This window comes from Bradyrhizobium sp. 154, from assembly GCF_023073875.1.
In the GTDB taxonomy this organism is placed as follows: Bacteria; Pseudomonadota; Alphaproteobacteria; order Rhizobiales; family Xanthobacteraceae; genus Bradyrhizobium.
Genome location: NZ_JADPKG010000109.1, coordinates 1 through 25,975 on the forward strand (window position 1 = coordinate 1; position 25,975 = coordinate 25,975).

The window sequence follows — 25,975 nt, forward strand, 5'->3', positions numbered from 1 at the left end:
GATGCCGGCCTCGATCGCCATCCGTCCGCCGAACGGCTTCAAGCCGGTGTAGCTGAGATAGGCGTTCTCGACCCCGGAGACGCCACCGCCCGGAAGGGATCCCGGCGCCGCGCCGCCAAATCCATCGGACGAGCCGCCGAAGTCGTAGACCAGCGCGAAGTTCCAGTCGTTGAAGAACTTGCCGGTCAGGCCGATGCGCGCGCGGCGAACGTTCTGGCCGCTGTCGAGCTTCTGCGGCACGGTCGCCGCGGTGTTTGGACGATAGTCATAACCACCGACATCCCAGTGCAGGCGGCTGGTGATGGCGACGCAATTGGCCTGGTCGGCGGTGCAGACAGTTGGCCGGTTGTTCGGCATCGTCACGACCACACCGGAGGCCGGCGCCGGTCCTTTGACGGGGATTGCCGCATTGGCGTTGGCAACGACGGCCTTTGCCTCCGAGCGCGCCTCGGCCTTGGCTTCAGCCTTCGCTTCGGCTCTGGCCTTCGCCGTAGCCGCCGTGTTCGCCGCGGTCTGGCTCTGGAGCTTGTCGAGCTTCTGCTCCAGCATCTTCAGCTGCTGCTTCAACAGCGCGATCTCCTGCTCGCTGCTGCTTACCGTTTGGGTCTGGGCTTGGGCCTGCGAGGCCGCCAGCGCGCCGGCGAGACCGATCGCCGTGGCCGCAATCCTTGTTCTGCTCATGTCATGACTCCATCGTTTGACGAACTTCCCCAAGTCGCTGGCGGAGCCTAGGTGTGATCGATGACTGCCCCGCGACGCTGCGCCCGGTTGCGCGGTTCCCACTGATGCCAATTCGCCGCAACCGAATCCGCTCGACACTACAATGGTGGATGACGCGCATCATGCCAATCCATCACTCTGGCAAATTGCCGCTTAGTACGCTGTGCTTGCATCTCGGACACCACGGGGAAGAGGCCGAATATTGCCGCCCGGCGCCCTTCTATTGGCGGGCGAACGCGCCTATATTCCGGCGTCTTTTCCAAGAGGTAGGAATGTTTCGATCGACCTGGAGCGCCGTCGTCGCGGCCCTGTGCATAGCGTTTTCAGCCCACTTCAATCCGACTGCTGCGCAGGACCGTCGGGTGCCATCGTCGCCGGCCGAGCTGCGGCTGTCCTATGCACCGATCGTGCAGCGTGTGCAGCCGGCCGTCGTCAACGTCTATGCCGCCAAGGTGGTGCAGAACCGCAATCCGCTGCTCGACGACCCGATCTTCCGCCGTTTCTTCGGCGTGCCGGGCCAGCAGCCCGAGCAGATGCAGCGTTCGCTCGGCTCCGGAGTCATCGTCGATGCCTCCGGCCTCGTCGTCACCAACGTCCACGTCATCGAGGGCGCGGACCAGGTGAAAGTGTCATTGTCGGACAAGCGCGAATTCGAGGCCGAGATCCTGCTGAAGGATTCCCGCACCGATCTCGCCGTGCTCCGCCTGAAGGACTCCAAGGAGAAATTCCCGACCCTGGACTTCACCAATTCCGACGAATTGCTGGTCGGTGACGTCGTCCTCGCCATCGGCAATCCCTTCGGCGTCGGCCAGACCGTGACCCACGGCATCATCTCGGCGCTGGCGCGCACGCAGGTCGGCATCACCGATTACCAGTTCTTCATCCAGACCGATGCGGCGATCAATCCCGGCAATTCCGGCGGCGCGCTGGTCGACATGAGCGGCAAGCTCGCCGGCATCAACACTGCGATCTATTCGCGCTCCGGCGGCTCGCAAGGTATCGGCTTTGCCATTCCCGCCAACATGGTGCGCGTCGTCGTCGCTTCCGCCAAGAGTGGCGGCAAGGCAGTGAAGCGGCCGTGGCTGGGGGCAAAATTGCAGGCGGTGACGCCCGAGATCGCCGAAAGCCTCGGCTTGCGTTCGCCGACCGGCGCGCTGGTCGCAAGCGTGGTGCCGAATGGCCCCGCGGCGAAGGCCGGCCTGAAATCCTCCGACCTCATCACCGGGATCGACGGCCAGATCGTGGACGATCCCAATGCCTTCGACTACCGCTTCGCAACCCGTCCGCTGGGCGGTACCGCGCAGATCGACGTGCAGCGCGGCAGCAAGCCGGTCAAGCTGACGGTGGCGCTGGAGACTGCCCCCGACACCGGCCGCAACGAGCTCGTCGTGACCGCGCGCTCGCCATTCCAGGGCGCGAAAGTCTCGACCATCACGCCGGCGCTCGCCGACGAATTGCATCTGGATGCCGACACCGAAGGCGTCGTGATCACCGATATCGGCGGCGATACCGCGGCCGCAAATGTCGGTTTTCAGAAAGGCGACATCATCCTGGCCGTCAACAACCAAAAGATCAGCAAGACCGGGGACCTCGAGAAGGCTGCCGGCGAGCGGTCGCGGATCTGGCGCATCACGCTGGTGCGCGGCGGCCAGCAGATCAACGTCACGCTAGGCGGATGAGTTCGAAGCGACCACAGGAGACGCCAACTCTCTTCGCCGCGGCGGGGCTCGATCACGACGCTCCACATCCGCTGCCGGACCGGCTGCGTCCGCGCGCGCTGTCGGAGGTTGTGGGCCAGGACCACATCCTCGGTCCGGACGGTGCGCTGACGCGCATGCTGGAGACGCGCACGCTCGGCTCGCTCATCTTCTGGGGGCCGCCGGGTACCGGCAAGACCACGGTGGCGCGGCTGCTGGCGGATGCAACCGACCTGCATTTCGAGCAGATTTCCGCGGTGTTCTCCGGTGTCGCCGATTTGAAGAAGGCCTTCGATGCCGCGCGCGCCCGCCGCGAGACGGGCAAGGGCACGCTGCTGTTCGTCGATGAGGTGCATCGATTTAATCGTGCCCAGCAGGATTCGTTTCTGCCTGTGATGGAAGACGGCACGGTGGTCCTGGTCGGCGCCACCACCGAGAATCCGTCGTTCGAGCTCAACGCGGCGTTGCTCTCTCGCGCGCGCGTCCTGGTGTTTCGCTCGCTCGATGCTGCCGCGATCGAAAAGCTGTTCGCCCATGCCGAGGCGGTCGAGGGCAAGAAGCTGCCGCTCGATGCCGAGGCACGCGCGGTTCTGGTGCGCATGGCCGACGGCGACGGACGTGCCTCGCTGACGCTCGCCGAGGAAGTCTGGCGCGCCGCGCGCAAGGACGAGATTTTCGACGCCGCGCAGCTGCAGGAGATTTTGCAGCGCCGCGCCCCGATCTACGACAAGTCGGCCGATGGCCATTACAACCTGATCTCGGCGCTGCATAAATCGGTGCGCGGCTCTGATCCCGATGCCGCGCTCTATTACCTCGCGCGCATGCTCGATGCCGGCGAGGATCCGCTGTTCCTGGCCCGCCGCGTCGTGCGCATGGCCGTGGAGGACATCGGGCTTGCCGATCCACAGGCGCTCGTCATCGCCAATGCGGCTAAGGACGCCTTCGACTTTCTCGGCCATCCCGAGGGGGAGCTCGCGATCGCGCAGGCCGTGGTCTATCTCGCCACCGCGCCGAAATCGAACGCGGTCTACACTGCCTTCGGCACGGCGATGCAGGTGGCAAAACAGGCCGGCTCGCTCCTGCCGCCAAAACACATCCTCAATTCCCCGACCAAGCTGATGAAGTCGGAAGGCTACGGCGCAGCTTACGAATACGACCACGACACGCCGGAAGCCTTCTCCGGCCAGGATTATTTCCCGGAAGCCCTGGGCCGCCAGACTTTTTATGACCCGCCCGAGCGCGGTTTCGAGCGCGAGATCAGAACACGGCTGGATTACTGGGCCAAGCTGCGCAAGGAGCGGGGTGGCTGAGGCCCAATCGCCATTTCGTCGTGACGAAAGGGCTCTTTTGGGATAGGCAGGCAGCCATGAGCCGCCGCATCAAGAGAATGAACCCAAAGCCCCGTTCGCGCGACGAGCGCGGTGACGCGCGTCCCTTCAAGGCGCGCAGCGCGCAGAAAGCGGGGCCGCGGCCGGGCGGCAAGGCAGCGAGCAAGCCGCCGCGCTTTGCAGGCGAGCGCGCCGAGCGGCGCGCACCCAAAGCTGCGCTGGAAAAGACCGCGCCGGAAAAGTCCGTCGAGGCATTGCTGCCGACCAAGGTGCAGACTGTCACCGTCACGGCCGACGAGAACAACATGCGCGTCGACCGCTTTCTCGAAGCACGCTTTCCCGGCCTGTCGTTCTCCCACATCCAGCGCGTCGTGCGCAAAGGCGAGCTGCGCGTCGACGGCAAGCGCGTCGACAGCAAGGACCGCCTGGAGGAGGGCCAGAGCGTCCGCATTCCGCCGCTGAAGCTCGACACGCCGAAGGCCGCCGGCCCACTCTCGGAAGCCGCGCAGAAGACGCTGGCCGCGCTGAAGGAGATGACGATCTGGGAGGACGATGACGTGCTCGTGCTCAACAAGCCCGCCGGACTTGCCGTGCAGGGCGGCTCGGGCATGACGCGGCACATCGACCAGATGCTGGAGGTGATGCGCGATTCCAAAGGCCAGAAGCCGCGCCTCGTGCACCGTATCGACCGGGAGACGTCGGGCTGTCTCCTGATCGCCAAGACGCGCTTTGCCGCCTCGCATCTGACCGGCGCGTTCCGCTCGCGGTCGGCGCGAAAGGTCTATTGGGCGCTGGTCCCGGGCCTGCCGAAGCCGAAGCAGGGCCGCATCTCGACCTTTCTCGCGAAGGAGGAGGGCGAGGACGACACTATCATGCGCATCGCCCAGCATGGCGATGAGGGTGCAAGCCACGCGGTGACCTACTATGCGATGGTCGAGACCGCCGGCAACAAGCTGACCTGGGTGTCGCTGAAGCCGGTGACGGGACGCACCCACCAGCTCCGCGCCCACATGGCCCATATCGGCCATCCCATCGTCGGCGACCCCAAATATTTCAACATCGAGAACTGGCAGCTGCCGGGTGGCTTGCAAAACCGTCTGCATCTCCTGGCACGCCGGATCGTCATTCCGCATCCGCGCGGCGGCGTGATCGACGCCACGGCACCACTGCCGCCGCATATGCAGCAATCGTGGAATCTGCTCGGGCTCGACGCAACCCGGTTTGATCCGATCGAGAACGCGCCGGAGGAGTAGGGCTAGGCGCCGGGGCCAGCCAAAGCCCGGCGAACGGGCCGCAATGCCCGCAAGTTCCCTTATGCCTGCCGCTCGCTTTGTCGCCCGCCGCCCTTATCTTTGAAAGCTTAGCACTCAGCGACCGGGACCGAAGACTCACATGCGCGAATTGTTCGAAGAAGCTGCGGGGCAACCCGCGTCGGATCCGCAGGAATCGGCGCGCGCCTCCGCGCGCGCGCCCCTGCGCAAGCGCTTCTACAAGGATGCCGGCGCAGTCGAGGCCGAGGGCGGTTTCGCCATCGCCCTCGACGGCAAGCCGATCCGCACGCCCTCCGGCCGCCAGGTGCTGATTCCCTCGCGCGAGCTCGCCGATGCGGTTGCTGCCGAATGGGCGGCACAGGGCGAGACGATCGATCCCGTGACCATGCCACTGACGCGGATCGCCAACAGTGTAGTCGAGGGTGTGATCGACCGGATCGATCTCGTCAGCGACGACCTCGCAAAATACTTCGAGACCGACCTGTTGTTCTATCGCGCCGGCCACCCCGAAGGGCTGGTTGCCCGCGAGGCCGCGCATTGGGACCCCGTGCTGTTTTGGGCCGCAGAGACGCTGGGCGCGCATTTCATCCTGTCCGAAGGCATCATGCATGTGAAGCAGCCGGACGAGGCGGTCAGGGCCGCGCGCGCCGCGCTGCCGGGGGATGCCTGGTCGGTCGCGGCGCTCCATATGGTGACAACGTTGACCGGCTCGGCGCTGCTGGCGCTGGCCCTGGCCCATGGCGTGCGCGATGCTGGGCAGGTCTGGGTCGCCGCCCATGTCGATGAGGACTGGAACATCGACCAATGGGGCGTGGACGAGGAAGCGGCCGCTCGCCGCGCCACGCGCCTGCGGGATTTCGAGGCCGCCGTGACGGTCTTGGCGACGGTAAAGCCGCAAGCACCGGAAGGTCCTTAACGAGAGGTTTACGAGGCGGCCTTAGGGTGGCGCCAGCATTCCCTGGGCCCTTCGAGATGCCGACGCCGATAAGCTCGATCGTTCCGATCAGCGCCGCCAGCCCTGTGGCTGACGCGGCGACGCCCGATCTCGTGCTTCAGGCCGGCAGCGTTGTCGACGCCAAAGTGGTCAGCGTGCTCGCCGACAATCTCGTGCGGATCGCAATCGCCAACCTTTCGATGGACGTGATGTCGGAAGTGGCGTTGTCGCCGGGGCAGAATCTCCAGCTCGCGGTGTCGCAGAACGACGGCACCATCCGGCTCGCCGTCGTCGTGGGCGGGGCAGACGGGGCGGCGTCCGATCAGATTACGCTGACGCCGGCTGCGGCCTCGCTGATGGATAGCCCGCCGCTTGCGCCGTCGACGAGCGCTGCGCGCAATACGCTGACGCCAGCGGAGCAGATTGCCGTCACTGCGGCGTCCGCCGAGGCCGTGACCAGGCAGGGCAGCCAAGCGCCGCTATTCGCCAATCTCGCCGCGGTCGTCGTCGGCAGCGATTTGCCGGCGGGGCTGAAGCAGGCCGTGCTGGACGTGCTGGCGCAGCAGACGCCGCTCAACGCCGGGCTCGACGGCGGCGATATCGAGACTGCCTTCCAAAAGTCTGGCCTCTTCCTCGAAGCCTCGCTGGCCGCCGGCCGCACGCCGGCGTCCGGCGCAACGCCCGATTTGAAAGCGGCGTTGCTCGTGCTGCGCCAGACGCTGGCCGCGCTCGGGACAACCTCGCCTCAGACGCAAGGCGCCGCCATTCCTGCCAGCGCCACGGGCACACCGCAGGTCAACGCCGCGCCGGCGCAGGCAGCAGGTGAGGCCGCGCAGGCCGCATTGTCGTCAGCGGCCCCCGATATTGCCCAAACGGCGCAACATCCGCGCGGCGCTAATCTCGCGGCCGCGGTCCTCGCCGACATGGCTGCCAAGGCGCCACAAATGGCGATGCCGCGAACCGTGACGGCCGGCCTTGCCGCCAGCCTCTTGCAGGAGATGACGCAGAACCTGCCGCGGATCATCGGCAACGTGCCCGGCTCCAACAAGGCCGTACCGGATGGCCACATCTTCGAGGTGGCCACCCATGCGACCGCGCCACCACCGTTCCCCGGCGCATTGCCGGTGCCCCAACCCATCGCCTCGCCATCGCTCGCGCCCGATACCCCGCTCGCTGCAACCGTGCACCGTCTGCTCGACGACACCGATGCCGCGATCGCGCGGCAGACATTGCTTCAGATCGCCTCGCTCCCTGATCGCGCCGATGCCTCCGGCCACCGCATCGACCCGGCCGTGCCGCAATGGAGTTTCGAAATTCCCTTCGCAACCCAACAGGGCACCGCGATGGCGCAGTTCGAGATCTCGCGCGACGGCGGCAACGAATCCGCCGATCCCGCCACGCGTGCCTGGCGCGCGCGCTTCTCACTTAATGTCGAGCCGGCAGGTCCCGTGCATGCGCTGATCACGCTGAGCGGCGACAAGACTTTTGTGCGGATGTGGGCGGAGCGGCCGGCGACGGCGCAGCAGCTCCGCGCCGGAATCGGTGAACTCAACCAGGCACTGACGAGAGCCGAGCTCAAGCCCGGTGATATCGTGGTGCGCGAGGGCACCCCGCCGCAACCGGCGCCGGCCCGCGCCGGACATTTCCTGGATCGGGCCACATGAGCGACGCCTCCAAGCTTGCGATTGCCCTGCACTACGAGAAGGGCACCAACGCCCCCGTCGTCGTCGCCAAGGGCAAGGGCACGATCGGTGAAAAGATCGTCGAGATCGCCAAGGCCCATGACATTCCGATCGAGGAGAACGAGGTCTTGGCCGGCGCGCTCTCCAAGCTCGAGCTCGGCGAGGAGATCCCTCCAGACCTCTACAAGGCCGTCGCCGAAGTGCTGGTGTTCGTGCTGCGGCTTTCGGGTCGCGGGCGGTAGAGCATGATCCGGACCCCGGAGGACCGCGTTAGCGCAAAGTGTGGAGCGGTCTTCCGAAAAAACATCGTGCTCAAGAAATAACCTGTCATCGTTTCACCAGATATCGGCGGCATTGTCGCGACCACTCTCATCATCATTGGATACCGCTCTTGCTGACCCGTCGTTCCACCCTCGGTCTGCTTGCCGCAGCCGCCACCGTGCCGTCACGCGCGCTCGCTCACGTCGCGCCGCCGCGCAACGAAATCCGCGACAGCTTGGCCAAACGCTTCACCGATCTCGGCACATCGGGCACCTTCGTCGGCTACAAGGTCGAGGACTATCTGATCGTCGCCAGCGACAAGGAGCGCTCGGGCGAGGGGAAGCTGCCGGCCTCGACCTTCAAGATTCCAAACTCGTTGATTGCGCTCGAGACCGGTGTGGTCACTGACCCCGACAAGGACGTGTTTCCCTGGGACGGCGTGAAGCGTCCGATCGAGGCCTGGAACAAGGATCACACGCTGCGGACTGCGATTGCAGTCAGTGCGGTGCCGGTCTATCAGGAGATCGCGCGCCGCATCGGCCAGCAGCGCATGCAAAAGTATGTTGACGAGTTCGACTACGGCAACCGCGACATCGGCGGCGGCATCGACCAGTTCTGGCTCACCGGGGCCTTGCGCATCGATGCCGTCGAGCAGATCGACTTCGTCGACCGGCTGCGCCGGCGCGCGCTGCCGATCAGCAAGCGCAGCCAGGATCTCGTCTGCGACATCCTGCCGGTGACCAAGGTGGGCGAAAGCGTCATTCGCGCCAAGTCCGGCCTGCTTGGTGCTGAGCGCGGCGAGCCGTCGCTCGGCTGGATGGTGGGCTGGGCCGAGAAAGGCGAAGCGCACACCGTGTTCGCGCTCAACATCGACTGCCGCGAGCCACGCCACATCGAAGCCCGCATGACGCTGACGCAAGCCTGCCTTGCCGATATTGGTGCGATCTAGCGCTACCGCGCTGGTGCCGCTCGACTAGCATCCTCCCGCCAAAGAAAACCGGGAGGATGGAAAATGAATGCAACGCCGCTCTGGCTGTCGTCGCTCACGCTTGCCGCAGCAAGCGGCTGGTTCGCTGCCACGATGTTTGCCGGCCCCGCCACCAGCAAGGAGCCACGGTTTCCGCAGCTCACCATGGATCAGCTCGACGCCAGGCAGAAGCCGCTCGGCGAGCAGATCATGAAGGTGTCGAGCGTCGGCATCGGCGGACCCTACAATTCGATGATCCGCAGCCCCGTGCTCGGCCAGCGCCTGTTCGACCTGTTCCACTATCTGCGCTGGGAGACCTCGGTCCCGGTCAAGCTCAACGAGTTCGCGATCCTGATCATCGGGCGTCAATGGCGGTCGCAGGTGGAATGGTACGCGCACGCGCCGCTGGCGGCGAAGGCAGGGCTGTCGGCCGACATCATCGCGGAGCTGAAGGCCAACAAGCGGCCGTCGAAGATGGCCGATGACGAGGCGGTGGTCTACGACTTCGTCACCGAGCTCACCACCACCAAGAAAGTCACCGACGAGACTTATGCGCGCGCGAAGAAGGTGTTCAACGACCAGCAGATTGTCGATCTCACTGCAGTTGCCGGCAATTACGTGATGGTCGCGATGCTGCTGGCAATGGCCGAGGAGACGGTGCCGCCTGGCAAGGAGGAGCCGTTCAAGCCAGGGGAGCCGTAAGGCTCGCCATTGCGAGGAGCTCGCGACAAACTGCAGTACCGTAGGGTGGGCAAAGGCACGCAGCGCCGTGCCCCACCTTCGTCTCATGACTGTGATTGGTGGGCACGCTCCGCTTTGCCCACCCTACGAGAGCTGGGGCGGAGCAAACAGTCTCACCCCAATTTGAACAGCACCTGCAAAAACTCCTCCACGGCCTTGCGCGCTTCGGCGGCTGTCTTCGGATTGCCGCCGACATGCGGGTTGAGCTCGACACAGGCGTCCTTGTAGGAGAAGGGCGCGTTGGTATCGCCGTTCATCAACACGCCGCCGTCACCTTCCTTGATATGGCAGTTGCGCACGGTTTGCGCGTTGGCGGACACAGTGACGGTGTTGAGGCCGAGCAGGCCGCTGTCGAACCCATGTGCACTGTCAGGATATTCGGTCAGCACCACGTCGCCCGACCGCCTTGAGCCGCTCGACGAAAGCCCTGCAGCTTTTCACGGGATTGTAGTCGTCGGGCGCGCCGTGGAAGATGCGGATCGGTCGCGCGACGACTTCGCTATCGCCAACATAGGTCGTCGAGCAATCCGGATAGAACGGGATATAGGCCGCGAACTGGATGCCTGACTTATTCCACAGCTTGTTGAAGCGCTCGAGGCTCGCATAGAGCGTCGCCTGTCCGCCGCGTGAAAAGCCCATCAGCACGATGCGGTCAGGATCGACGCGGGGATGCTTCGCCAAAATCTCCAGCGACCGGTAGATGTCCACGATCAAATTGAGTCGGCCCAGCAAGGCCTGGTTCGGCCCGACCACCGTCAGGCCGCGCCCTGTAAAGCCGTCGATCACGAAGGTGGAGATGCCCATAGCGTTGAACGCGTGCACCCAGGCTTCCGTAGTGGCGCCGACGCCGCTCGAGCCGTGCATCAGCACCACGACGGGGAGTTTTCCGGTCCCTTGCGCGACACGCAGTTCGCCCGCGACCGTCACCGGCTTGCCGGCCGCCGCATCACCACTGAGGAATTGCTGGTCGGAGAGGGTGAGCGAGGGGATCGGGTAGATCTCGGCGCGGGTGGCGACCTCTTTCGGAAGCGATTGTGCGTTGGCGCCAATGCCCGCGAACAGAGTCGATATAAAGAGCGCCACAGCAACGCGGAATGCCCTCGGCATCGGATCTCCTCTCAGGATTTTGATCGGGTGCAACAACAGGCTCGCGCGCTGGGACGATCATCGTGGACATTGCGCGATGCTTGCGCCAGACATGAGGACCGCCGCCGTACCAACTCGGCTCACGCAACATTGGCGCCTGATCGTGGGTTCGGAGCAAGCCTGAATCGGCTGGCCTGGTCAACCGGGCTGGACGGCAATTTGCGGGCGACGGCCAGGATCGGGCGCTCCCGCCGAGAGGGGCGAAGCCGAACCCGGCCTGTCCTGGCGATGCCCCTGGCCATGCTCGCCTCCCAGGCAAAACTTTGTAATTCCTTGCGCTTTCACGCTGCGGCAGGGCAGCCCTGCGGCGCCGAAAGGCGCTTTCCGGGCCGCAAAATGCCGTGTTAGAACCCGGCATCGCTTAAGGCTTAAGAACTGGCGGGAGCAAATGAAACACATCCTGGACGCCCTTGAAGATCGTCGTGCCGGTGCCAAGCTCGGCGGCGGGGAGAAGCGCATCGAGGCGCAGCACGCCCGCGGCAAGCTGACCGCGCGCGAGCGCATCGAGCTCCTGCTCGACAAGGGATCGTTCGAGGAATTCGACATGTTCGTCGAGCATCGCTCCACCGAGTTCGGCATGGAGAAGAACAAGATCCCGGGCGATGGCGTCGTCACCGGCTGGGGCACCGTCAATGGCCGCAAGACCTTCGTCTTCGCCAAGGATTTCACCGTGTTCGGCGGCTCGCTGTCCGAGACCCACGCGCTGAAGATCACGAAGCTGCAGGACATGGCGATGAAGGCGCGGGCGCCGATCATCGGCCTCTATGACGCCGGCGGCGCCCGTATCCAGGAGGGAGTCGCCGCGCTGGCCGGCTATTCCTACGTGTTTCGCCGCAACGTGCTCGCCTCGGGCGTGATCCCGCAGATCTCCGTCATCATGGGCCCGTGCGCCGGGGGCGACGTCTATTCACCCGCAATGACCGACTTCATCTTCATGGTGAAGAACACCAGCTACATGTTCGTCACCGGCCCCGACGTCGTGAAGACGGTAACGAACGAGGTCGTCACGGCCGAAGAGCTCGGCGGCGCCTCGGTGCACGCCACGCGCTCCTCGATCGCGGATGGCGCCTTCGAGAACGACGTCGAGACGCTGCTCCAGATGCGCCGTCTGATCGACTTCCTGCCATCCAACAACACCGACGGCGTGCCGGAATGGCCGAGCTTCGACGACATCGGCCGCATCGACATGTCGCTCGACACGCTGATCCCCGACAATCCGAACAAGCCCTACGATATGAAGGAATTGATCCTGAAGGTCGTGGACGAGGGCGACTTCTTCGAGATCGCGGAGGCCTTCGCCAAGAACATCGTCACAGGCTTTGGCCGCATCGCGGGCCGCACCGTTGGCTTCGTCGCAAACCAGCCGATGGTGCTGGCCGGCGTGCTCGACTCTGATGCGTCGCGGAAAGCGGCGCGCTTCGTCCGCTTCTGCGACGCCTTCAACATCCCGATCGTCACCTTCGTCGACGTGCCGGGCTTCCTGCCGGGCACCGCGCAGGAATATGGCGGCCTGATCAAGCACGGCGCCAAGCTGCTGTTCGCCTATTCGCAATGCACCGTGCCGCTGGTGACCATCATCACCCGCAAGGCCTATGGTGGTGCCTTCGACGTCATGGCCTCCAAGGAGATCGGCGCCGACATGAACTACGCCTGGCCGACCGCACAGATCGCGGTGATGGGCGCCAAGGGCGCGGTCGAGATCATCTTCCGCAGTGACATCGGCGACCCCGACAAGATCGCGGCGCGAACCAAGGAATACGAAGACCGGTTCTTATCGCCGTTCATCGCCGCCGAGCGCGGCTACATCGACGACGTCATCATGCCGCATTCGACAAGAAAGCGGATCGCCCGGGCGCTGGCGATGCTGAAGGACAAGAAGACGGAAATGCCGGCGAAGAAGCACGACAATTTGCCGTTGTGAGCGCACACAGCCCGGATGCGCGCAGCGACATCCGGATCTTTGCCTAAGCCCCGCATCTCGCTTCGCTGATGCGGGTTACCAATATCTTCTGAATTCGCATGACCGAAGACGATCCGATCGATGAGATCTCCGATATCGAGGCGCGGATCGAAGCGCTCGCCGAGATTGCCGAGCGGTGCCGGAAATACATTCTGGCGTCCAAGATCGCCATCGGCGGCGGGACCGCGCTGCTGCTCGTCACGATCCTCGGTCTGTTGGGATTAGGCCAGACCGCCGCGCTCGGATCGATCGCTCTGGTGTTGGGTGGGATCGTCTCGCTCGGCTCGAACGTCAGCACGTTGCGGCAGACGGACGAGGCCATCAGTGCTGCGGAGGCGCGTCGTTCGGCGCTGATCGGAAGCATCGATCTTCGCGTCGTTGCCGATACGCCGCTGAAGCTGGTGTGACGCGACGCGTCGCACGCCCTACGCCGCAGTCCTGAGCGTCAGCACCTGCAACTCCGCGCGGCATTCGGCTGCGAAGGCCTGAAGGCGTTCCGCGGTTTGCTGGTCGAGGATCGCCTTTGCCAAGCGCTCGGCGCGGGCAATCTGTTCTTTGAGATACGCGATACGGGCCATGGGTCACCTTTCGCCTCGAATAATTTGAGGCAAATTGCTTCGTTCCGATGGCTATGAGCGTACGCTTACCACCGGGTTAATGATGTGCGGCAGGTCACGCTCGGCGGGCCGCATCCCCCGCGGCGAAATGCGCCATTTGGTCCGCGCGGGCTTTGAGGAAGGCCGGGCGGGCCGTGGCCCGGGCGAGGTAAGCGCGACAGGCCGGGTGGTTCGCAAGTCCCTCGAAACGGTCGACGGGGCGCAGCACGTCCGACATCAGGATGTCGGCGACGGAGAAGGACCCCGCCAACCATTCGCGGCGGGCCAGCACCGGTTCGAGATGCTTGAGACGAACCGTAAGGAACCCGTCTAGGAATTTCCATCCCGGCGTGCCGTCCGCATTGCCCATGAAGTTCAGCATCGCCCAGGGCAGGCTCGCCATCTCCACCGAATTGAGCGCGGCGAACACCCATTTCGTCGCCTGGCTGCGGCGGCGCGGATCCGATGGCATCAGCTTGTCGCTGCGCTCGCCGAGATGCAGCAGGATCGCGCCGCTCTCGAAGATCGAGAGGTCGCCATCGGTCAGCCACGGCACCTGGCCGAAGGGCTGGTGCGCGAGATGTGCGGCGCCGCGGTCCTCGAACGGCACGCTCGCGACGCGATAGGGCAAAGCGGCTTCTTCGAGCGCCCAGCGCACACGGAGGTCGCGCACGAAACCCCTGGGCATCTCGGGAACCCAGTCGAAGGTGGTCAGCGTGAGGTCGGCCATGTCGTCTCTCCGTATCTTGGCTCAGACCAAGGACGAGCAAAGGGCACGCATTCCGACACCGGTGACAACTGTTTTTGTCGCCGGCGAGTGAAGCGGCTAGTCTTCGCTCAAACAATGGGAGGAAACCCGATGCCATCAGCGTTCTTCGTCGTCCGCGCCACCCTCACCGACGCGAGCAAGCGCGCCGCCTTCGACAGATGGTACGAGACGGAACATCTGCCCGATGCGGTGAGGGCGTTCGGCGTAGCCAAGGCCTGGCGGTTCTGGAGCCTGGACGATCCCTCGCTGCATCAGGCCATGTATCAGTTCGATGACGAGGCGAAGCTCGCGGCGATGCTGAAAGGTGATGCGCTGAAGCGCCTGACGGCCGACTTCAACCGCGACTGGCCCGAAGTGAGGCGCACGCGCGAGACGCTGGTGCTGGCGCAGGAGTTCGCGACGTAGGCGACAGGCGATACCGTCCGCTTCTCATCGAAACTGAACGCATGATTCAGCTTCGGTTCATGTCGTCACCGCGAGACTTACTCGGCATCACGGGCACGATGATCCAAGAGGAAGAAGTCATGGAGCGCCGAAATTTTTTGAAACTTGCACTGGGGGTGACGGCGGGAGCCGCCGCCTTCGCTGCGACCGTGCAGGCCGCGCCGCTGTCACCGCAGCCACTCGCTGATCCCACCCGCATGCCGCAAGGTCACTCAGACGCTCATCCCGCAGTCACTACCAGCGAAGAAGCCGGGCAGGCGAAACCTGAGCAGGTGCACTGGCGTGGGCGCGGCCGGCATTGGGGCTGGCGCCACCGCCATTGGGGCTGGCGTCGCCGGCGCTGGCACCGCCGCCGTTACTGGTAAGCCCGCGGCAACCGCGAATTGGACCGGGGATCGCCGCTGGCGGTCCCCGTCTCGCGCTCAAGGGACACCGTCGACTAGCGCCAAAACGAAATTGGCCGCGCAGGCGGTCCCGCGCGGCCATTTTGCAATGCGAAAGGATCAGAACGGACGGCAGCGGCCGGCGTACCAGCGGAAGCCATAGGGGCACGCGCGTGCGCGGGGCACCACGACGACCGGCGCCGGGGCGACCACTACGGGCGCGGGGCGCACAACGACTGCCCCGCGCATCGGACGGCAGCCGCCATAGGGGCCACGATACCAGCCGGGGCCGCAGCCGCCGGCGGCGCTGGCCGCTTCGCTGAAACCGACGACCGCGCTGGCGAGCATGACGGCGGCGAACAGGTATTTCATTTGATCTTCCTTCTGGTCCTTCGGGAGAGGCTTAGGGGATGGCGCTTGCGGCGAACAATGAATCAACAGACACGATTCGACACGTTAAATCGGGGACGTGCCGACACATCGCGATCCAAGCCTGCCAATCATGACCTGAATGCGGCATGAACATTGCTCCGCATGCCGCTTCACGCGATGGCGACGGCACTAGCGGCCAAGAAACTCCAGCACCAGCTCCCGATACTTCTCCAGCGCCTCCAGGAAGACGAGATGGCCGGTGTCCGGGATCACCTCGGCCCGCGCATTCGGCATCTTTGCGGCGAACGCTTTCGCGAGTTCGGCATTCTGCCCCATCTTGGCGCGCAGCGCCTCCGGCGCGCTCACTCGTCCCGGCGCGTTGTGATCGTCGGCGCCCATCACAAACAGCGTGGGCAGTGTGATGAGCGGGATCTCGTGTGCCACCGGCTCGCGATAGATCATCTGGCCGGAGCTGACGAAGGCGCGCAGCCAGCGCGGATAATCGGGGCTGCCCTTGATGTTGAAACGGGCATCGATGAACGGGGTGATCGCCTCCGGCGGCAGCTTGATCGAATAGTTGGTCTGGAGCTGCTTGCGATAGCCGTCCGCCGTGAGCTTGTCCTCGGTCTGGATCATCTTCTCGGTCGGCGTCGGCGGCACGTAGAGGCGGTAGTCCTCCAGTCCGATCGGCGCGGTCAGCACCAGATGGGCGATGCGGTCGGGATAGGCGCGGGCGAGGCGCACACCGAGCATGCCGCCGAGCGAATGAGCGACGATCTCGGCCCTGTCGATCTTGAGATGATCGAGCAGCGCAATCGTGTTGCGCGCCAGCGTGTCGAAATGGAGTTCACCCTGCGGCTTGGAGGATTTGCCGAAGCCGACCTGGTCCGGCACGACCACGCGATAACCCGCCTCGCTCAGCATCTTGATCACGGGGGCCCAGTAGCTTGACGGGAAATTACGCCCGTGCAGCAGCACCACGGTGCGGCCGTTCGGCTCCGCGGCAGACACGTCCATATAGGCCATGCTGAGCTGCTCGCCGTCATTGACGAGCGGCAAGAGGTGCACGGGATAGGGATAGGCAAAGCCTTCGAGCGCGGCGCCATAGGGCTCGCGCGGCGCGGTGTCGGCGGCGCGGGCGGATGTGAGCGGGAATGCGAGGAGGGCGGCGCAGAGCGCGGCCCGGAGGAAGCGGTTCATTGGGGGTCTCGTGTTTGGAGCCGTCATTCCGGGGCGCGTCGACGACGCGACCCCGGAATCTCGAGGTTCCGAGTTCGCTGCACCGCATCGCCCCGGGACGACAGTGCGCATAAAGTGATGGATGGCCGGGTCAAGCCCGGCCATGACAACAATGGGAGTTCACACGGCATTGTGTGCCGTCACGCAGCTTCGTGATCAGTCCTTGCCATTCCCGAACAGCGCAGCGAACTGTTTCTCGCCGGTGCGGGTGAAATTCACAACGCGGCTTCCGGGCGTGGCGTCGCGTGCGGCCCATTTGAGTTCGGCGAAGCGCTGCATCATGGCCGCCCCCAGTGTGCCGGCGAGATGATGCCGCCGCTCGCTCCAGTCGAGACAGGCCTTGCACACCGGGCGGCGCGGATGGGTCAGCATGTCGGGCGAGATCTGCAAATGCTTGGCGAGGAAGCGCTCGCCCTCCGCCGTCAGCTCGATCTCCTGCTTCTTCTGCCTGACCAGCTGCCGCGCGCGCATGGTGTCGAGCATCTGCACGCCGAGATCGCCGGCGAGATGGTCGTAGCAGATCCGCGCGCGCCGCAACGCCGGATCCTTCGGCCCGGTGCGCACGCGCATGTGGCCGGTCCGCGCGGCAAGCCCCGCCAGGCCCTCGAGCACGCCGGCGACGTCGTCATCGGTGAGGCGGTAGTAGCGATGCCGGCCCTGCTTCTCCGGCTCGACGAGGCCGCCGGCCTCGAGCTTCGACAGGTGCGAGCTCGCAGTCTGCGGCGTGATGCCGGCCTCCTGTGCCAATTCGCTCGCGGTCAGCGCACGGCCGTTCATCAGCGCGGTGAGCATGTTGGCGCGCGCGGGATCGCCGACCAGGGAGGCGACCATGGCGATGTCAGGACCTGATTTCATGCTTCGATGGTAGCCGAAGCATCAACGTCCGGCAAGGAGGTAGGTTTTCACCAAATCGTCATTGCGAACGACGGCGAAGCGATCCTCACTACTTAACCCTCATCCTGAGGAGCGCGCCTTTGCGCGCGTCTCGAAGGAGGAAGGCCCGGATGGTGGCCTCGCCCTTCGAGACGCCGCGCACGCGGCTCCTCAGGGTGAGGGGCTGACTTTGGTGATCGCTGCGCTCGCAACGACGACGGAAACACAGGAGCCCATCATGTCCATCACCGTCTTCATCCGCTACCAGCTTGATCCATTCAAGCGCGCCCAATTCGAGGAATATTCGAAACGCTGGCTCACCATCATCCCGAAATGCGGCGGCGACCTGATCGGCTACTTCATGCCGCATGAGGGCACCAACAACATCGCCTTCGCGCTGATCACCTTCGAGAGTCTGGCCGCCTATGAAGCCTATCGGGCGCGGCTGCGGCAGGACGCCGAAGGCATGGCGAACTTCCATTTCGCCGAGGAGAACAAGTTCATCCTCGCGGAAGAGCGCACCTTCCTGCGCAAGGTGGTATTGTAGGCCACGACATCGTTAGCAGGAGACGCCCATGATCGCCGTGATCTTCGAAGTCTGGCCGAAGCCGGAACACCGCCAGGACTATTTCGACCTCGCGGCCGATCTGAAGCCCATCCTGCAAACCATCGACGGCTTCATCTCGGTCGAGCGCTTCGAGAGCCTGACCGAGAAGGGCAAGATCCTGTCGGTATCGTTCTGGCGGGATGAGGCGGCCGTGCAAGCCTGGCGCAACACGATGGAGCATCGCCGTACCCAGGCCACAGGCAGGGCGAAGATCTTCGCCGATTATCATTTGCGCATCGCCAGCGTCATCCGTGACTACGGCATGAATGATCGCGAGCAGGCGCCGAAGGACAGCCGCGCCGTGCACGATGCACACTAGCGCTGCCCGGGCGCGCACTTGCGCTGCCGGGCGCGCACTAGTGCTGCCGGGCGCGCACTAGCGCTGCCCTGAATGCGCGCCTATGTCTTCGCGGCCAATAAGGGAGAGAAACATGCACGTGACAACCGCTGACAAGCGCGCGACGTTCAGGAAGATGCACGAGAGCGGCTGCTTCATCCTGCCCAATCCGGTTGACGTCGGCAGCGCCAAGGCGTTGCAGCATCTCGGTTTCAAGGCGATTGCGTCATCGAGCGCGGGCTTTGCCTGGACCATCGGCAAGGCCGATAATCACGTCAGCGTCGAGGAGGTCTGTCAGCATCTGGCAGCATTGAGCTCCGCCGTCGACATTCCCGTGAATGCGGATTTCGAGGGCGGCTTTGCCGTCGAGCCGGACAAGGTCGCTGACAATGTCGAGCGCTGTGTCCGCACCGGCGTTGCCGGCCTGTCGATCGAGGATTCCACCGGTGACAAGGCCAAGCCGCTCTACGACCGCGCGCTCGCGGTCGAGCGGATCAAGGCCTCGCGCAAGGCGATCGGCGACAGCGGCACGCTGCTGGTCGGCCGCTGCGAGGCTTATCTTTGGGGCGCGACCGATCTCAAGCTCGTCATCGACCGGCTCACCGCCTACGCGGACGCCGGCGCTGATTGCCTTTATGCGCCGGGCCTGAAGAGCCGCGAGGACATTGCGGCGGTGGTGAAGGCGGTGCATCCAAAACCGTTCAATCTCCTGGTCGGCGGCTCCGGCCTGTCGTTGCAGCAGGCGGCCGATCTCGGCGTGCGTCGCATCAGCGTCGGCGGATCGCTCGCCCGCGCCGCCTGGGGCGGTTTCATGCGCGCGGCCAAGGAAATGGCGGAGCAGGGGACCTTCACCGAGCTCGGCAATGGCTATTCCGGCGGCGAGCTCAACAAGATGTTCAGCTGACCCAAAGGAAAAGCGGCGGGACCTTTTTGGGTCCCGCCGCTCTCGTAGCCTCTCGGTGTCCTGCCCCGCCTAGTGCGCAATTGCGCACGGGCCGGGCATCCAGTACGCCGCGGCTTTTGATTTGGCCACGACGGTCTCGGAGTGCTGGGTCCCGCCAGGTCAGCGGGCGAGCTATCGTGTTACTTTTACTTCGCGCCGTCAGACGGCGTCTGCGTATCGGGCGCCGGCTTGCTCGGTGCTGCACCCGTGGTCACGCCCGGCCCGGTGTTGTTGCGCGGCGTCACGTCGCGCATGCCGGGAGGCGCGGTCGGATTGGTCGGCTGCGTCTGCGCGGTCTGCGACGTCGGCGCGTTGCTGGCCTGGTTGGTCGTGCTGGTATTGTTCAGGCCGTAGAACACGGCACCCAGCACCAGCGCAATCGCAACGGCGAACAGCGCAACCTTGCCGCTGGAGGCGGGGCCTTCGCCAAGCTCGGGATCGGCCTGAAGGTCGGCATCCCGGCGCGCCGCGCGAAGATACTCATCGTCGGCGAGGTTCGGGCGGTACGGATCGTTGGGAAAACGGTCGTCAGCCATCGATTGGTCTCCTCGGGTTATTGCCGCGGGACAACCCGTGGATGCGAGATTCCGTTCCCGGCGCTTTATGCTTTCGTCGCATGTTGCTCCCGCCGCGGGAATCAGGACCTTGTCTACGGGAACCGTGGACCAGGTTCCACAGAGGGAGAACAAATCCATGTGGAGCCTGCCGCCGACGGACGGCGTCCTGCATCTTCTGGCGTTGGTCGCCTTGACGGCGGAGGGCATGACGGCCGCGCTGGCCGCCGGTCGAGGGAGCATGGACTATGTCGGCGTTTGTCTTCTCGCCTGCGTGACCGCGCTTGGCGGTGGCACACTGCGCGACCTGTTTCTCGGTCACTATCCGCTGGTGTGGGTCGCCAACCCGATCTACCTCGCGCTGCCGGGCGGGGCAGCGCTGCTGACGATCCTGATCGCGCGGCTGGTGCATCGGCTGCACCTCGCTTTCATCGTTCTCGATGCCATCGGCCTCGTCGTCTTCACCATGATCGGCTGCAATGTCGGCTGGCAGATGGATGCCTCGCTGCCGATCGTGATCGTCTCGGGCATGGTGACAGGCTGCGCCGGCGGCGTGCTGCGCGACGTGCTCTGCAACGACGTGCCGCTCCTGTTCCGATCCGAACTCTACGCCAGCGTCTCGGTCGTGACCGGGCTGTTCTACGCCACCGCCTTCGCTCTCAATCTCAATGCCGAGCTCTGGACGATCCTGACCTTCGTGCTCGGCCTCAGCTTCCGTCTGCTCGCGGTCCGCTACAGATGGGAGATGCCGAAATTCGTGTTCACCGGGGATGAAAAGAAATAGCGCGCTTTCTTCGCCTCGCTCCGCTTGCGAGAGGCCGACGCGCGAAGCGCGGCCCGATGACAGGCTCCGCGAAGCAAATCCAGAATCCCTCCGCGAAAGACTTTGGATTGCTCGCCAATGACCGAGAGAAGGCGACGGCGCGGATTTACGGCTCTTCCTTCCTCGCCTTTGCCACCTGCGCCGGCGTCACCATTGGGCCCGCATTGCCCCAGGAATTGCGGATGTAGTTCGTCACTGCCGCGATCTCGTCGTCGGACAATTGCTTGGCATAGGCCGGCATCTCGGCGGTGTTGGGCGCGCGCGCCGTCGTCACGGTGTGGGCGCCATCGAGGATGATGCGCAAGGTGGAGGACGGATTGACCGATTGCAGCAGGGCGTTGCCGGGCAGCGGCGGATAGATCCGTGGGCTGCCTGTGCCGTCGGCCTCGTGGCAGGCGACACAGAGCTTTGCGTAGACCGCCTGGCCGGCCTTCATCTCGGCAACGTCAGCCGGCGTCACGATGGTCTCGCGCCGCGCCGGCGGCAGGCTCTTCAGGTAGACCGCGATCGCACGCACGTCGGCATCGCTCATCTTCGAGGTCGAGTTGACGATCACCTCCGCCATCGGCCCGCCGGCATGGCTTTTGGCGTTGCGGCCGCTTTGCAGATATTCGGTGATATCGTCGGCGCTCCACGACTTCAGCCCGGTGCGCGCGGCGCCGTCGAGCCTTGGGGCATACCAACCGCCGACCTCGTTGCCGGACAGCGCCTGCGCTTGCTTGTCCGCGCCAAAATAGTTCTTCGGCGTGTGGCAGGCGCCGCAATGGCCGAGACCGGTGACGAGATAGCCGCCTCTGTTCCACGCGGCGCTCTGGCTCTGGTCCGGCTCGAACAGGCCGGGCTTAAAGTACATATAGTTCCACACCCGCATCAGCCCGCGATAACCGAACGGCCAGCGCAGCTCCGGCGGCTTGTTGCGGTTGGCGACGGGCGCCAGCGTTCCCAGATAGGCCCGGATCGCCAGCGTGTCGTCCTTCGTCATCCGCGTGAAATAGGGATAGGGAAACGCCGGGTAGTAGTTCGAACCGTCAGGCGCGAGGCCATAGCGCAAGGCGCGCGTGAAGTCGGCATCGGTCCAGGCGCCGATCCCGACGTCGCGGTCTGGCGTCAGGTTTGGCGCGTAGATCGCACCGAAGGGCGTATCGATGCGCTTTCCGCCGGCGAACGGCTTTGCCGGATCGGCGGTGTGGCAGCCCGCGCAGTTGCCGGCTTCGACCAGCGTCTTGCCGTAGGCGATCAGCTCCGGCGAGGGCTCGGCGGCGCGGGCTGCGCCTTCAACTGCACTGCACAACGCCAAACCCACGAGAGCCGAGCCAGCCAGAATCGTCCGCATCGAAAGCCTCTCCTGCGACCAATCGACGTCGTCCCGCAGTATAGGGGCCTCACGTCATTTCGCGACGGCGGGGGTATGGTGACACAAATTGAAAACGCCCAGCGTGTTTCAGGCCACGAAATTGCTATTTTTACCCGGCGCTCCCTTTGCTCCAGATTTGTGATGCGGAGCGTGAAATTTCCGACATAGAGTGGCGGAGATGGTCGGCGCGCCCTAGCTAAAAATGACGGGCAGGCAACGGCTTAAGTGGCCAAAGGCCAAGAAGGGCGGAAGAGGACAGCATGGGCATCAACCAGGGTCCGATCAGTCTCGATCAGAAATACACCCAGCAAACCGGACACGTTTTCACCACGGGCATCCAGGCGCTGGTGCGCCTGCCCATGGCCCAGATCCGGCGCGACCGCGCCAACGGCCTCAACACCGCGGGCTTCATCTCCGGCTATCGCGGCTCGCCGCTCGGCGGCTATGACCAGCAGCTCTTCGCCGCGCGGAAGCATCTCGAACAGTACAACATCAAGTTCCAGCCCGGCGTGAACGAGGATCTCGCGGCGACCGCCGTGTGGGGCTCGCAGCAGCTCAACCTCTCGCCCGGCGCCCAATATGATGGCGTGGTCGGCATCTGGTACGGCAAGGGCCCCGGCGTCGACCGTTGCGGTGACGTCTTCCGCCACGGCAATGCCGCCGGCTCGGCCAAGAACGGCGGCGTGCTCTGCCTTGCCGGCGACGACCATGGCGCAAAATCCTCCACCGTCCCGCATCAGTCCGACCATGCCTTCATCTCGGCGCTGATGCCGTATCTCTATCCCTCGAGCATCCACGAGATGATCGAGATGGGCCTGCTCGGCATCGCGATGTCGCGCTACTCCGGCTGCTGGGTCGGCATGAAGGTGATCACGGAGACGGTGGAGACCACGGCCGAGATCGACCTCACCGACGAGATGAAGCCCTTTATCATCCCCTCCGATTTCGAGCTGCCGCCCGGCGGCCTCAATCTGCGCTGGCCCGACGACCGCTTCGAGCAGGACCGTCGCTTACAGGACTACAAGGGCTTTGCGGCGATCGCCTTTGCGCGCGCCAACAAGGTCAACCGCGTCACCATGGATTCGCCAAACGCCCGCTTCGGCATCATGGCATCCGGCAAGAGCTATGAGGACGTCCGCCAAGCGCTGCGCGAGCTCGGGATCACCGAGGAGGTCGCCGCCAAGATCGGCCTTCGCCTTTACAAGATCGGCATGCCATGGCCGCTGGAGCCGGAGGGCGTACGGCAGTTCGCTGTGGGGCTCGAAGAAATCTTCATCGTCGAGGAACGGCGCGAGATCGTCGAGAACCAGGTCAAGCAGGAGCTGTTCAACTGGCGTGACGACGTCCGCCCACGCATCGTCGGCAAGATGGACGAGCACGACAAGCGCTTTTTGACCTTCGCCGCCGAGCTCAGCGTCGCCTCGCTTGCGACCTCGCTGACCGAGCGGCTGCTTCGACTTAATCTCAACCCTGAAATTGCGGAGATGCTCCGCGTCAAGGCCGACTGGTTCAACGGCCGCCAGGCCACGCAGATGCAGGCGGTCGCGCCCATCTCCCGTACCCCGTATTTCTGCTCAGGCTGCCCCCACAATACATCCACGAAAGTCCCCGAAGGCAGCCGCGCCATGGCCGGCATCGGCTGTCACTTCATGGCGCTGTGGATGGACCGCTCGACCGAAACGTTTACGCATATGGGCGGGGAGGGCGTGCCCTGGGTCGGCATCGCGCCTTTCACCAAGGAGAATCACATCTTCGCGAATCTCGGTGACGGCACCTATTTCCATTCGGGCATTCTCGCCATCCGCCAGGCGATCGCCTCCAAGGCGAACATTACCTACAAGATCCTCTACAACGACGCCGTTGCCATGACCGGCGGTCAGCGCCATGACGGCGATCTCTCGCCGCAGCAGATCACCCAGCAGCTTTACGCCGAAGGCATCCGCGAGCTCTATCTGGTCTCGGAAAACCCCGATGCTTACCCGGCCGGCACCATCGCGCCCGGCGTGAAGAAGTATCACCGCGACGAGCTCGACAATGTCATGAAGATGTGCCGCGAATACAAGGGCACGTCTGCCATCGTATTCGTGCAGACCTGCGCGGCCGAGAAGCGTCGCCGCCGCAAGCGCGGCTTGATGGAAGACCCGCCGCGCCGCGTCATGATCAACCCGGCGGTCTGCGAAGGCTGCGGCGACTGCTCGGTGCAGTCGAACTGCATCTCGGTCGAGCCGCTCGAGACCGAGTTCGGCCGCAAGCGGGCTATCAACCAGTCCTCCTGCAACAAGGACTATTCCTGCCTGAAGGGCTTCTGTCCGTCCTTCGTCACGATCGACGGCGGTGCGCCGCGCCATCGCGCGCCGGCGGAGCTCAGCGAGATCGGCGAGCTTCCGGAGCCGGCCTCACGCCCGATCCTCGACAAGCCGTACAACATCGCGGTCGGCGGTGTCGGCGGCACCGGTGTGCTCACCATAGGCGCGCTGCTCGGCATGGCCGCCCATATCGAGGGCAAGGCCTCGATGATCCTCGACATGTCGGGTCTCGCGCAGAAGGGCGGGGCGGTGCTCAGCCACGTCCGCCTGTCCGATCATCCGGCCGAGGTGACCTGCTCGCGCATCGTCACTGGAACGGCCGATCTTGTGCTCGCAGCCGACGAGGTGGTCGCGGTTGCCAAGGACACGATCTCGCTCTGCGACTCCAGCCGCACCCGCGGCATTATCAACAGCCACGTCATCCCGACCGCCGACTTCGTCCTCAACCGCGACTTCAATTTCCAGACCCGCAAGCTCAACGCGGTGCTGGAAACGGCGCTGCACAAGGACTCCGTGTTCTTCGATTTCACCAAGCCGGCCGAGCAGCTGCTCGGCGATGCTATCGCCACCAACATGATGATGATGGGCTATGCCTATCAAAAAGGGCTGTTCCCGCTGTCGGCGGCGTCGATCGAGCAAGCTATCGAGGTCAACGGCGTCTCGATCAAGATGAACAAGGAGGCCTTCCGCCTCGGCCGCCTCGCGGTCGCCGATCCCAAGCGCTTCGCCGACATGCTGAAGGGGACGGACGAGGTCGTTGCACCCAAGACGCTGGAGGCGATGACGTTGGACGAGGTCATCGAGCATCGCGCCAAGCACCTCACCGCCTATCAGAATGCTCGCCTGGCAAACCGTTATCGCAAGCTGGTCGACCAGGTCCGCGAGGTTGCGGTGAACGGTGGCTATGGCGAAGCGCTGCCGCGCGCGGTCGCGGTGAACTACGCCAAGCTGTTGGCCTACAAGGACGAATACGAAGTCGCGCGCCTCTACACCGACGGCGCCTTCGAGCAGCAGCTCCGCGACCAGTTCGAGGGCGAGTTCAAGTTCAACTTCAACCTGGCGCCGCCGATCCTCAGCCGCGGCGTTGATGCGCTCGGCCGTCCGAAGAAGCGCGCCTTCGGCCCGTGGATGCTGAACGTTTTCCGCGTGCTGGCCAAATTCAAATTCCTGCGCGGCACGCCGTTCGACATTTTCGGCCGCAGCGCCGACCGCAAGCTCGAGCGCGACCTGATCGCCGGCTACGAGAAGGACGTTTCAACCGTGCTCGGCCTGCTGTCGCCGGTCACGCACGACACCGCCGTGGAGCTGCTGTCGCTGCCCGACCGCATTCGCGGCTACGGCCCGGTGAAGGAGAAGGCCGTAAACGACGCCAAGGCCCGCTACGCCCAGCTCGCCGCTGACCTCGCCAACCCGCCGCCCGCGCCAAGGCAGATCGCGGCGGAGTAGGTCTCCTAGCTCTGCGATTTTCCTCTTTGAAATCAACCCCGTTCTACTGTGCATGGGGTTGTTTTCGTTAAAAAAGAAAATCGCTTGCGCGGTCGGGCAAAGCAGCTTTAGGATTCTGCTGTCGCCTGCATCATTGGCGAGGAGCTCTTGCGACGACGCAATCCAGCACAAGAGGCGGACCCCATTTGGGCCCACCCGCTACCCTCTCGCAGGGCGGAATAT

Annotated in this window: 25 protein-coding genes and 1 pseudogene; 17 read left to right on the forward strand and 9 right to left on the reverse strand. The window is 64.7% G+C overall.

The genetic code is table 11. The features are described 5' to 3' along the window. Window positions 1–681: porin (locus IVA92_RS26865; RefSeq protein WP_247276191.1), on the reverse strand; the 681-nt coding region annotated here is incomplete at its 3' end. Between the two features lie 311 nt (window positions 682–992). Between IVA92_RS26865 and IVA92_RS26870 the strand changes: the two genes are divergently transcribed. The 8 genes from IVA92_RS26870 to IVA92_RS26905 all read left to right on the forward strand — a co-directional run bounded on the left by IVA92_RS26870 (window position 993) and on the right by IVA92_RS26905 (window position 9,562). After that, entirely contained in the window at window positions 993–2,399 is a 1,407-nt protein-coding gene (locus IVA92_RS26870) for a DegQ family serine endoprotease (protein ID WP_247276192.1), read from the forward strand. After that, entirely contained in the window at window positions 2,396–3,727 is a 1,332-nt protein-coding gene (locus tag IVA92_RS26875; protein WP_247276193.1) for a replication-associated recombination protein A, read from the forward strand. The genes IVA92_RS26870 and IVA92_RS26875 overlap by 4 nt, the downstream gene beginning before the upstream one ends. Before the next feature lie 56 nt (window positions 3,728–3,783). Further along, window positions 3,784–4,998 (forward strand): RluA family pseudouridine synthase, encoded by a 1,215-nt coding sequence (locus IVA92_RS26880; RefSeq protein WP_247276194.1) that lies wholly within the window; start codon window positions 3,784–3,786, stop codon window positions 4,996–4,998. Window positions 4,999–5,137: 139 nt separating this feature from the next. Next, entirely contained in the window at window positions 5,138–5,932 is a 795-nt protein-coding gene (locus IVA92_RS26885; RefSeq protein WP_247276195.1) for an ATP12 family protein, read from the forward strand. 56 nt (window positions 5,933–5,988) lie between these two features. Continuing rightward, window positions 5,989–7,614, forward strand: a complete 1,626-nt coding sequence (locus IVA92_RS26890) for a flagellar hook-length control protein FliK (RefSeq protein WP_247534496.1) — start codon at window positions 5,989–5,991, stop codon at window positions 7,612–7,614. Continuing rightward, complete coding sequence (locus IVA92_RS26895) at window positions 7,611–7,874, forward strand: EscU/YscU/HrcU family type III secretion system export apparatus switch protein (RefSeq protein WP_247276197.1); 264 nt, start codon at window positions 7,611–7,613, stop codon at window positions 7,872–7,874. Before IVA92_RS26890 ends, IVA92_RS26895 begins: the two co-directional genes overlap by 4 nt. A gap of 149 nt (window positions 7,875–8,023) precedes the next feature. Next, window positions 8,024–8,842, forward strand: a complete 819-nt coding sequence (gene blaOXA / locus IVA92_RS26900) for a class D beta-lactamase (RefSeq protein ID WP_247276198.1) — start codon at window positions 8,024–8,026, stop codon at window positions 8,840–8,842. A gap of 63 nt (window positions 8,843–8,905) precedes the next feature. Continuing rightward, on the forward strand, window positions 8,906–9,562 hold the full coding sequence (locus IVA92_RS26905) for a carboxymuconolactone decarboxylase family protein (protein ID WP_247276199.1): 657 nt from the start codon (window positions 8,906–8,908) through the stop codon (window positions 9,560–9,562). Between the two features lie 152 nt (window positions 9,563–9,714). Here IVA92_RS26905 and IVA92_RS26910 read toward each other — a convergent pair. Continuing rightward, window positions 9,715–10,708 (reverse strand): annotated as a pseudogene (locus tag IVA92_RS26910) (dienelactone hydrolase family protein). 427 nt (window positions 10,709–11,135) lie between these two features. Between IVA92_RS26910 and IVA92_RS26915 the strand changes: the two are divergent. Both IVA92_RS26915 and IVA92_RS26920 read left to right on the forward strand, forming a co-directional pair. Beyond that, complete coding sequence (locus tag IVA92_RS26915; protein WP_247276200.1) at window positions 11,136–12,668, forward strand: acyl-CoA carboxylase subunit beta; 1,533 nt, start codon at window positions 11,136–11,138, stop codon at window positions 12,666–12,668. A gap of 98 nt (window positions 12,669–12,766) precedes the next feature. After that, the gene (locus IVA92_RS26920) at window positions 12,767–13,114 is read left to right on the forward strand and encodes a hypothetical protein (RefSeq protein ID WP_247276201.1); all 348 of its coding nucleotides are present in this window, start codon (window positions 12,767–12,769) and stop codon (window positions 13,112–13,114) included. An 18-nt stretch (window positions 13,115–13,132) separates the two neighbouring features. Here IVA92_RS26920 and IVA92_RS26925 read toward each other — a convergent pair whose 3' ends face one another. Further along, window positions 13,133–13,285 carry a hypothetical protein gene (locus IVA92_RS26925; RefSeq protein WP_247276202.1) on the reverse strand — a complete coding sequence of 51 codons (153 nt, stop codon included), beginning with the start codon at window positions 13,283–13,285 and terminating at the stop codon, window positions 13,133–13,135. A 94-nt stretch (window positions 13,286–13,379) separates the two neighbouring features. After that, window positions 13,380–14,033, reverse strand: a complete 654-nt coding sequence (locus IVA92_RS26930; protein WP_247276203.1) for a glutathione S-transferase family protein — start codon at window positions 14,031–14,033, stop codon at window positions 13,380–13,382. 129 nt (window positions 14,034–14,162) lie between these two features. Here IVA92_RS26930 and IVA92_RS26935 point away from each other — a divergent pair, with 129 nt between their 5' ends. Continuing rightward, window positions 14,163–14,477 (forward strand): hypothetical protein, encoded by a 315-nt coding sequence (locus IVA92_RS26935; protein ID WP_247276204.1) that lies wholly within the window; start codon window positions 14,163–14,165, stop codon window positions 14,475–14,477. Between the two features lie 119 nt (window positions 14,478–14,596). After that, the gene (locus tag IVA92_RS26940) at window positions 14,597–14,881 is read left to right on the forward strand and encodes a twin-arginine translocation signal domain-containing protein (RefSeq protein ID WP_247276205.1); all 285 of its coding nucleotides are present in this window, start codon (window positions 14,597–14,599) and stop codon (window positions 14,879–14,881) included. Between the two features lie 138 nt (window positions 14,882–15,019). On the opposite strand, the gene IVA92_RS26945 is transcribed toward IVA92_RS26940, so the two are convergent. The 3 genes from IVA92_RS26945 to IVA92_RS26955 all read right to left on the reverse strand — a co-directional run bounded on the left by IVA92_RS26945 (window position 15,020) and on the right by IVA92_RS26955 (window position 17,365). Beyond that, window positions 15,020–15,271: a hypothetical protein gene (locus tag IVA92_RS26945; protein WP_247276206.1), complete on the reverse strand. Its 252-nt coding sequence runs from the start codon at window positions 15,269–15,271 to the stop codon at window positions 15,020–15,022. Window positions 15,272–15,460: 189 nt separating this feature from the next. Then, complete coding sequence (locus tag IVA92_RS26950) at window positions 15,461–16,471, reverse strand: alpha/beta hydrolase (protein ID WP_247276207.1); 1,011 nt, start codon at window positions 16,469–16,471, stop codon at window positions 15,461–15,463. A gap of 195 nt (window positions 16,472–16,666) precedes the next feature. Next, window positions 16,667–17,365 carry a winged helix-turn-helix domain-containing protein gene (locus IVA92_RS26955; RefSeq protein WP_247276208.1) on the reverse strand — a complete coding sequence of 233 codons (699 nt, stop codon included), beginning with the start codon at window positions 17,363–17,365 and terminating at the stop codon, window positions 16,667–16,669. 256 nt (window positions 17,366–17,621) lie between these two features. Here IVA92_RS26955 and IVA92_RS26960 point away from each other — a divergent pair, with 256 nt between their 5' ends. From IVA92_RS26960 to IVA92_RS26970, 3 genes are all read left to right on the forward strand, one after another. After that, a complete protein-coding gene (locus IVA92_RS26960) occupies window positions 17,622–17,930 on the forward strand; it encodes an NIPSNAP family protein (protein WP_247276209.1) in 309 nt (102 codons plus the stop codon). A 28-nt stretch (window positions 17,931–17,958) separates the two neighbouring features. Next, window positions 17,959–18,309, forward strand: coding sequence for an antibiotic biosynthesis monooxygenase (locus IVA92_RS26965; protein WP_247276210.1), 351 nt, complete (start codon window positions 17,959–17,961; stop codon window positions 18,307–18,309). 112 nt (window positions 18,310–18,421) lie between these two features. Beyond that, entirely contained in the window at window positions 18,422–19,231 is an 810-nt protein-coding gene (locus tag IVA92_RS26970; RefSeq protein ID WP_247276211.1) for an isocitrate lyase/phosphoenolpyruvate mutase family protein, read from the forward strand. A gap of 185 nt (window positions 19,232–19,416) precedes the next feature. Here IVA92_RS26970 and IVA92_RS26975 read toward each other — a convergent pair whose 3' ends face one another. After that, window positions 19,417–19,806, reverse strand: a complete 390-nt coding sequence (locus IVA92_RS26975; RefSeq protein WP_247276212.1) for a hypothetical protein — start codon at window positions 19,804–19,806, stop codon at window positions 19,417–19,419. A gap of 157 nt (window positions 19,807–19,963) precedes the next feature. On the opposite strand from IVA92_RS26975, the gene IVA92_RS26980 reads away from it, so the two are divergent. After that, window positions 19,964–20,608, forward strand: a complete 645-nt coding sequence (locus IVA92_RS26980) for a trimeric intracellular cation channel family protein (protein ID WP_247276213.1) — start codon at window positions 19,964–19,966, stop codon at window positions 20,606–20,608. 145 nt (window positions 20,609–20,753) lie between these two features. Here the strand turns inward: IVA92_RS26980 and IVA92_RS26985 are convergent, their stop codons facing one another. Next, complete coding sequence (locus IVA92_RS26985; protein ID WP_247276214.1) at window positions 20,754–21,980, reverse strand: c-type cytochrome; 1,227 nt, start codon at window positions 21,978–21,980, stop codon at window positions 20,754–20,756. Between the two features lie 281 nt (window positions 21,981–22,261). Here IVA92_RS26985 and IVA92_RS26990 point away from each other — a divergent pair, with 281 nt between their 5' ends. Next, window positions 22,262–25,753 (forward strand): indolepyruvate ferredoxin oxidoreductase family protein, encoded by a 3,492-nt coding sequence (locus tag IVA92_RS26990; protein ID WP_247276215.1) that lies wholly within the window; start codon window positions 22,262–22,264, stop codon window positions 25,751–25,753. Window positions 25,754–25,975: the final 222 nt, after the last annotated feature.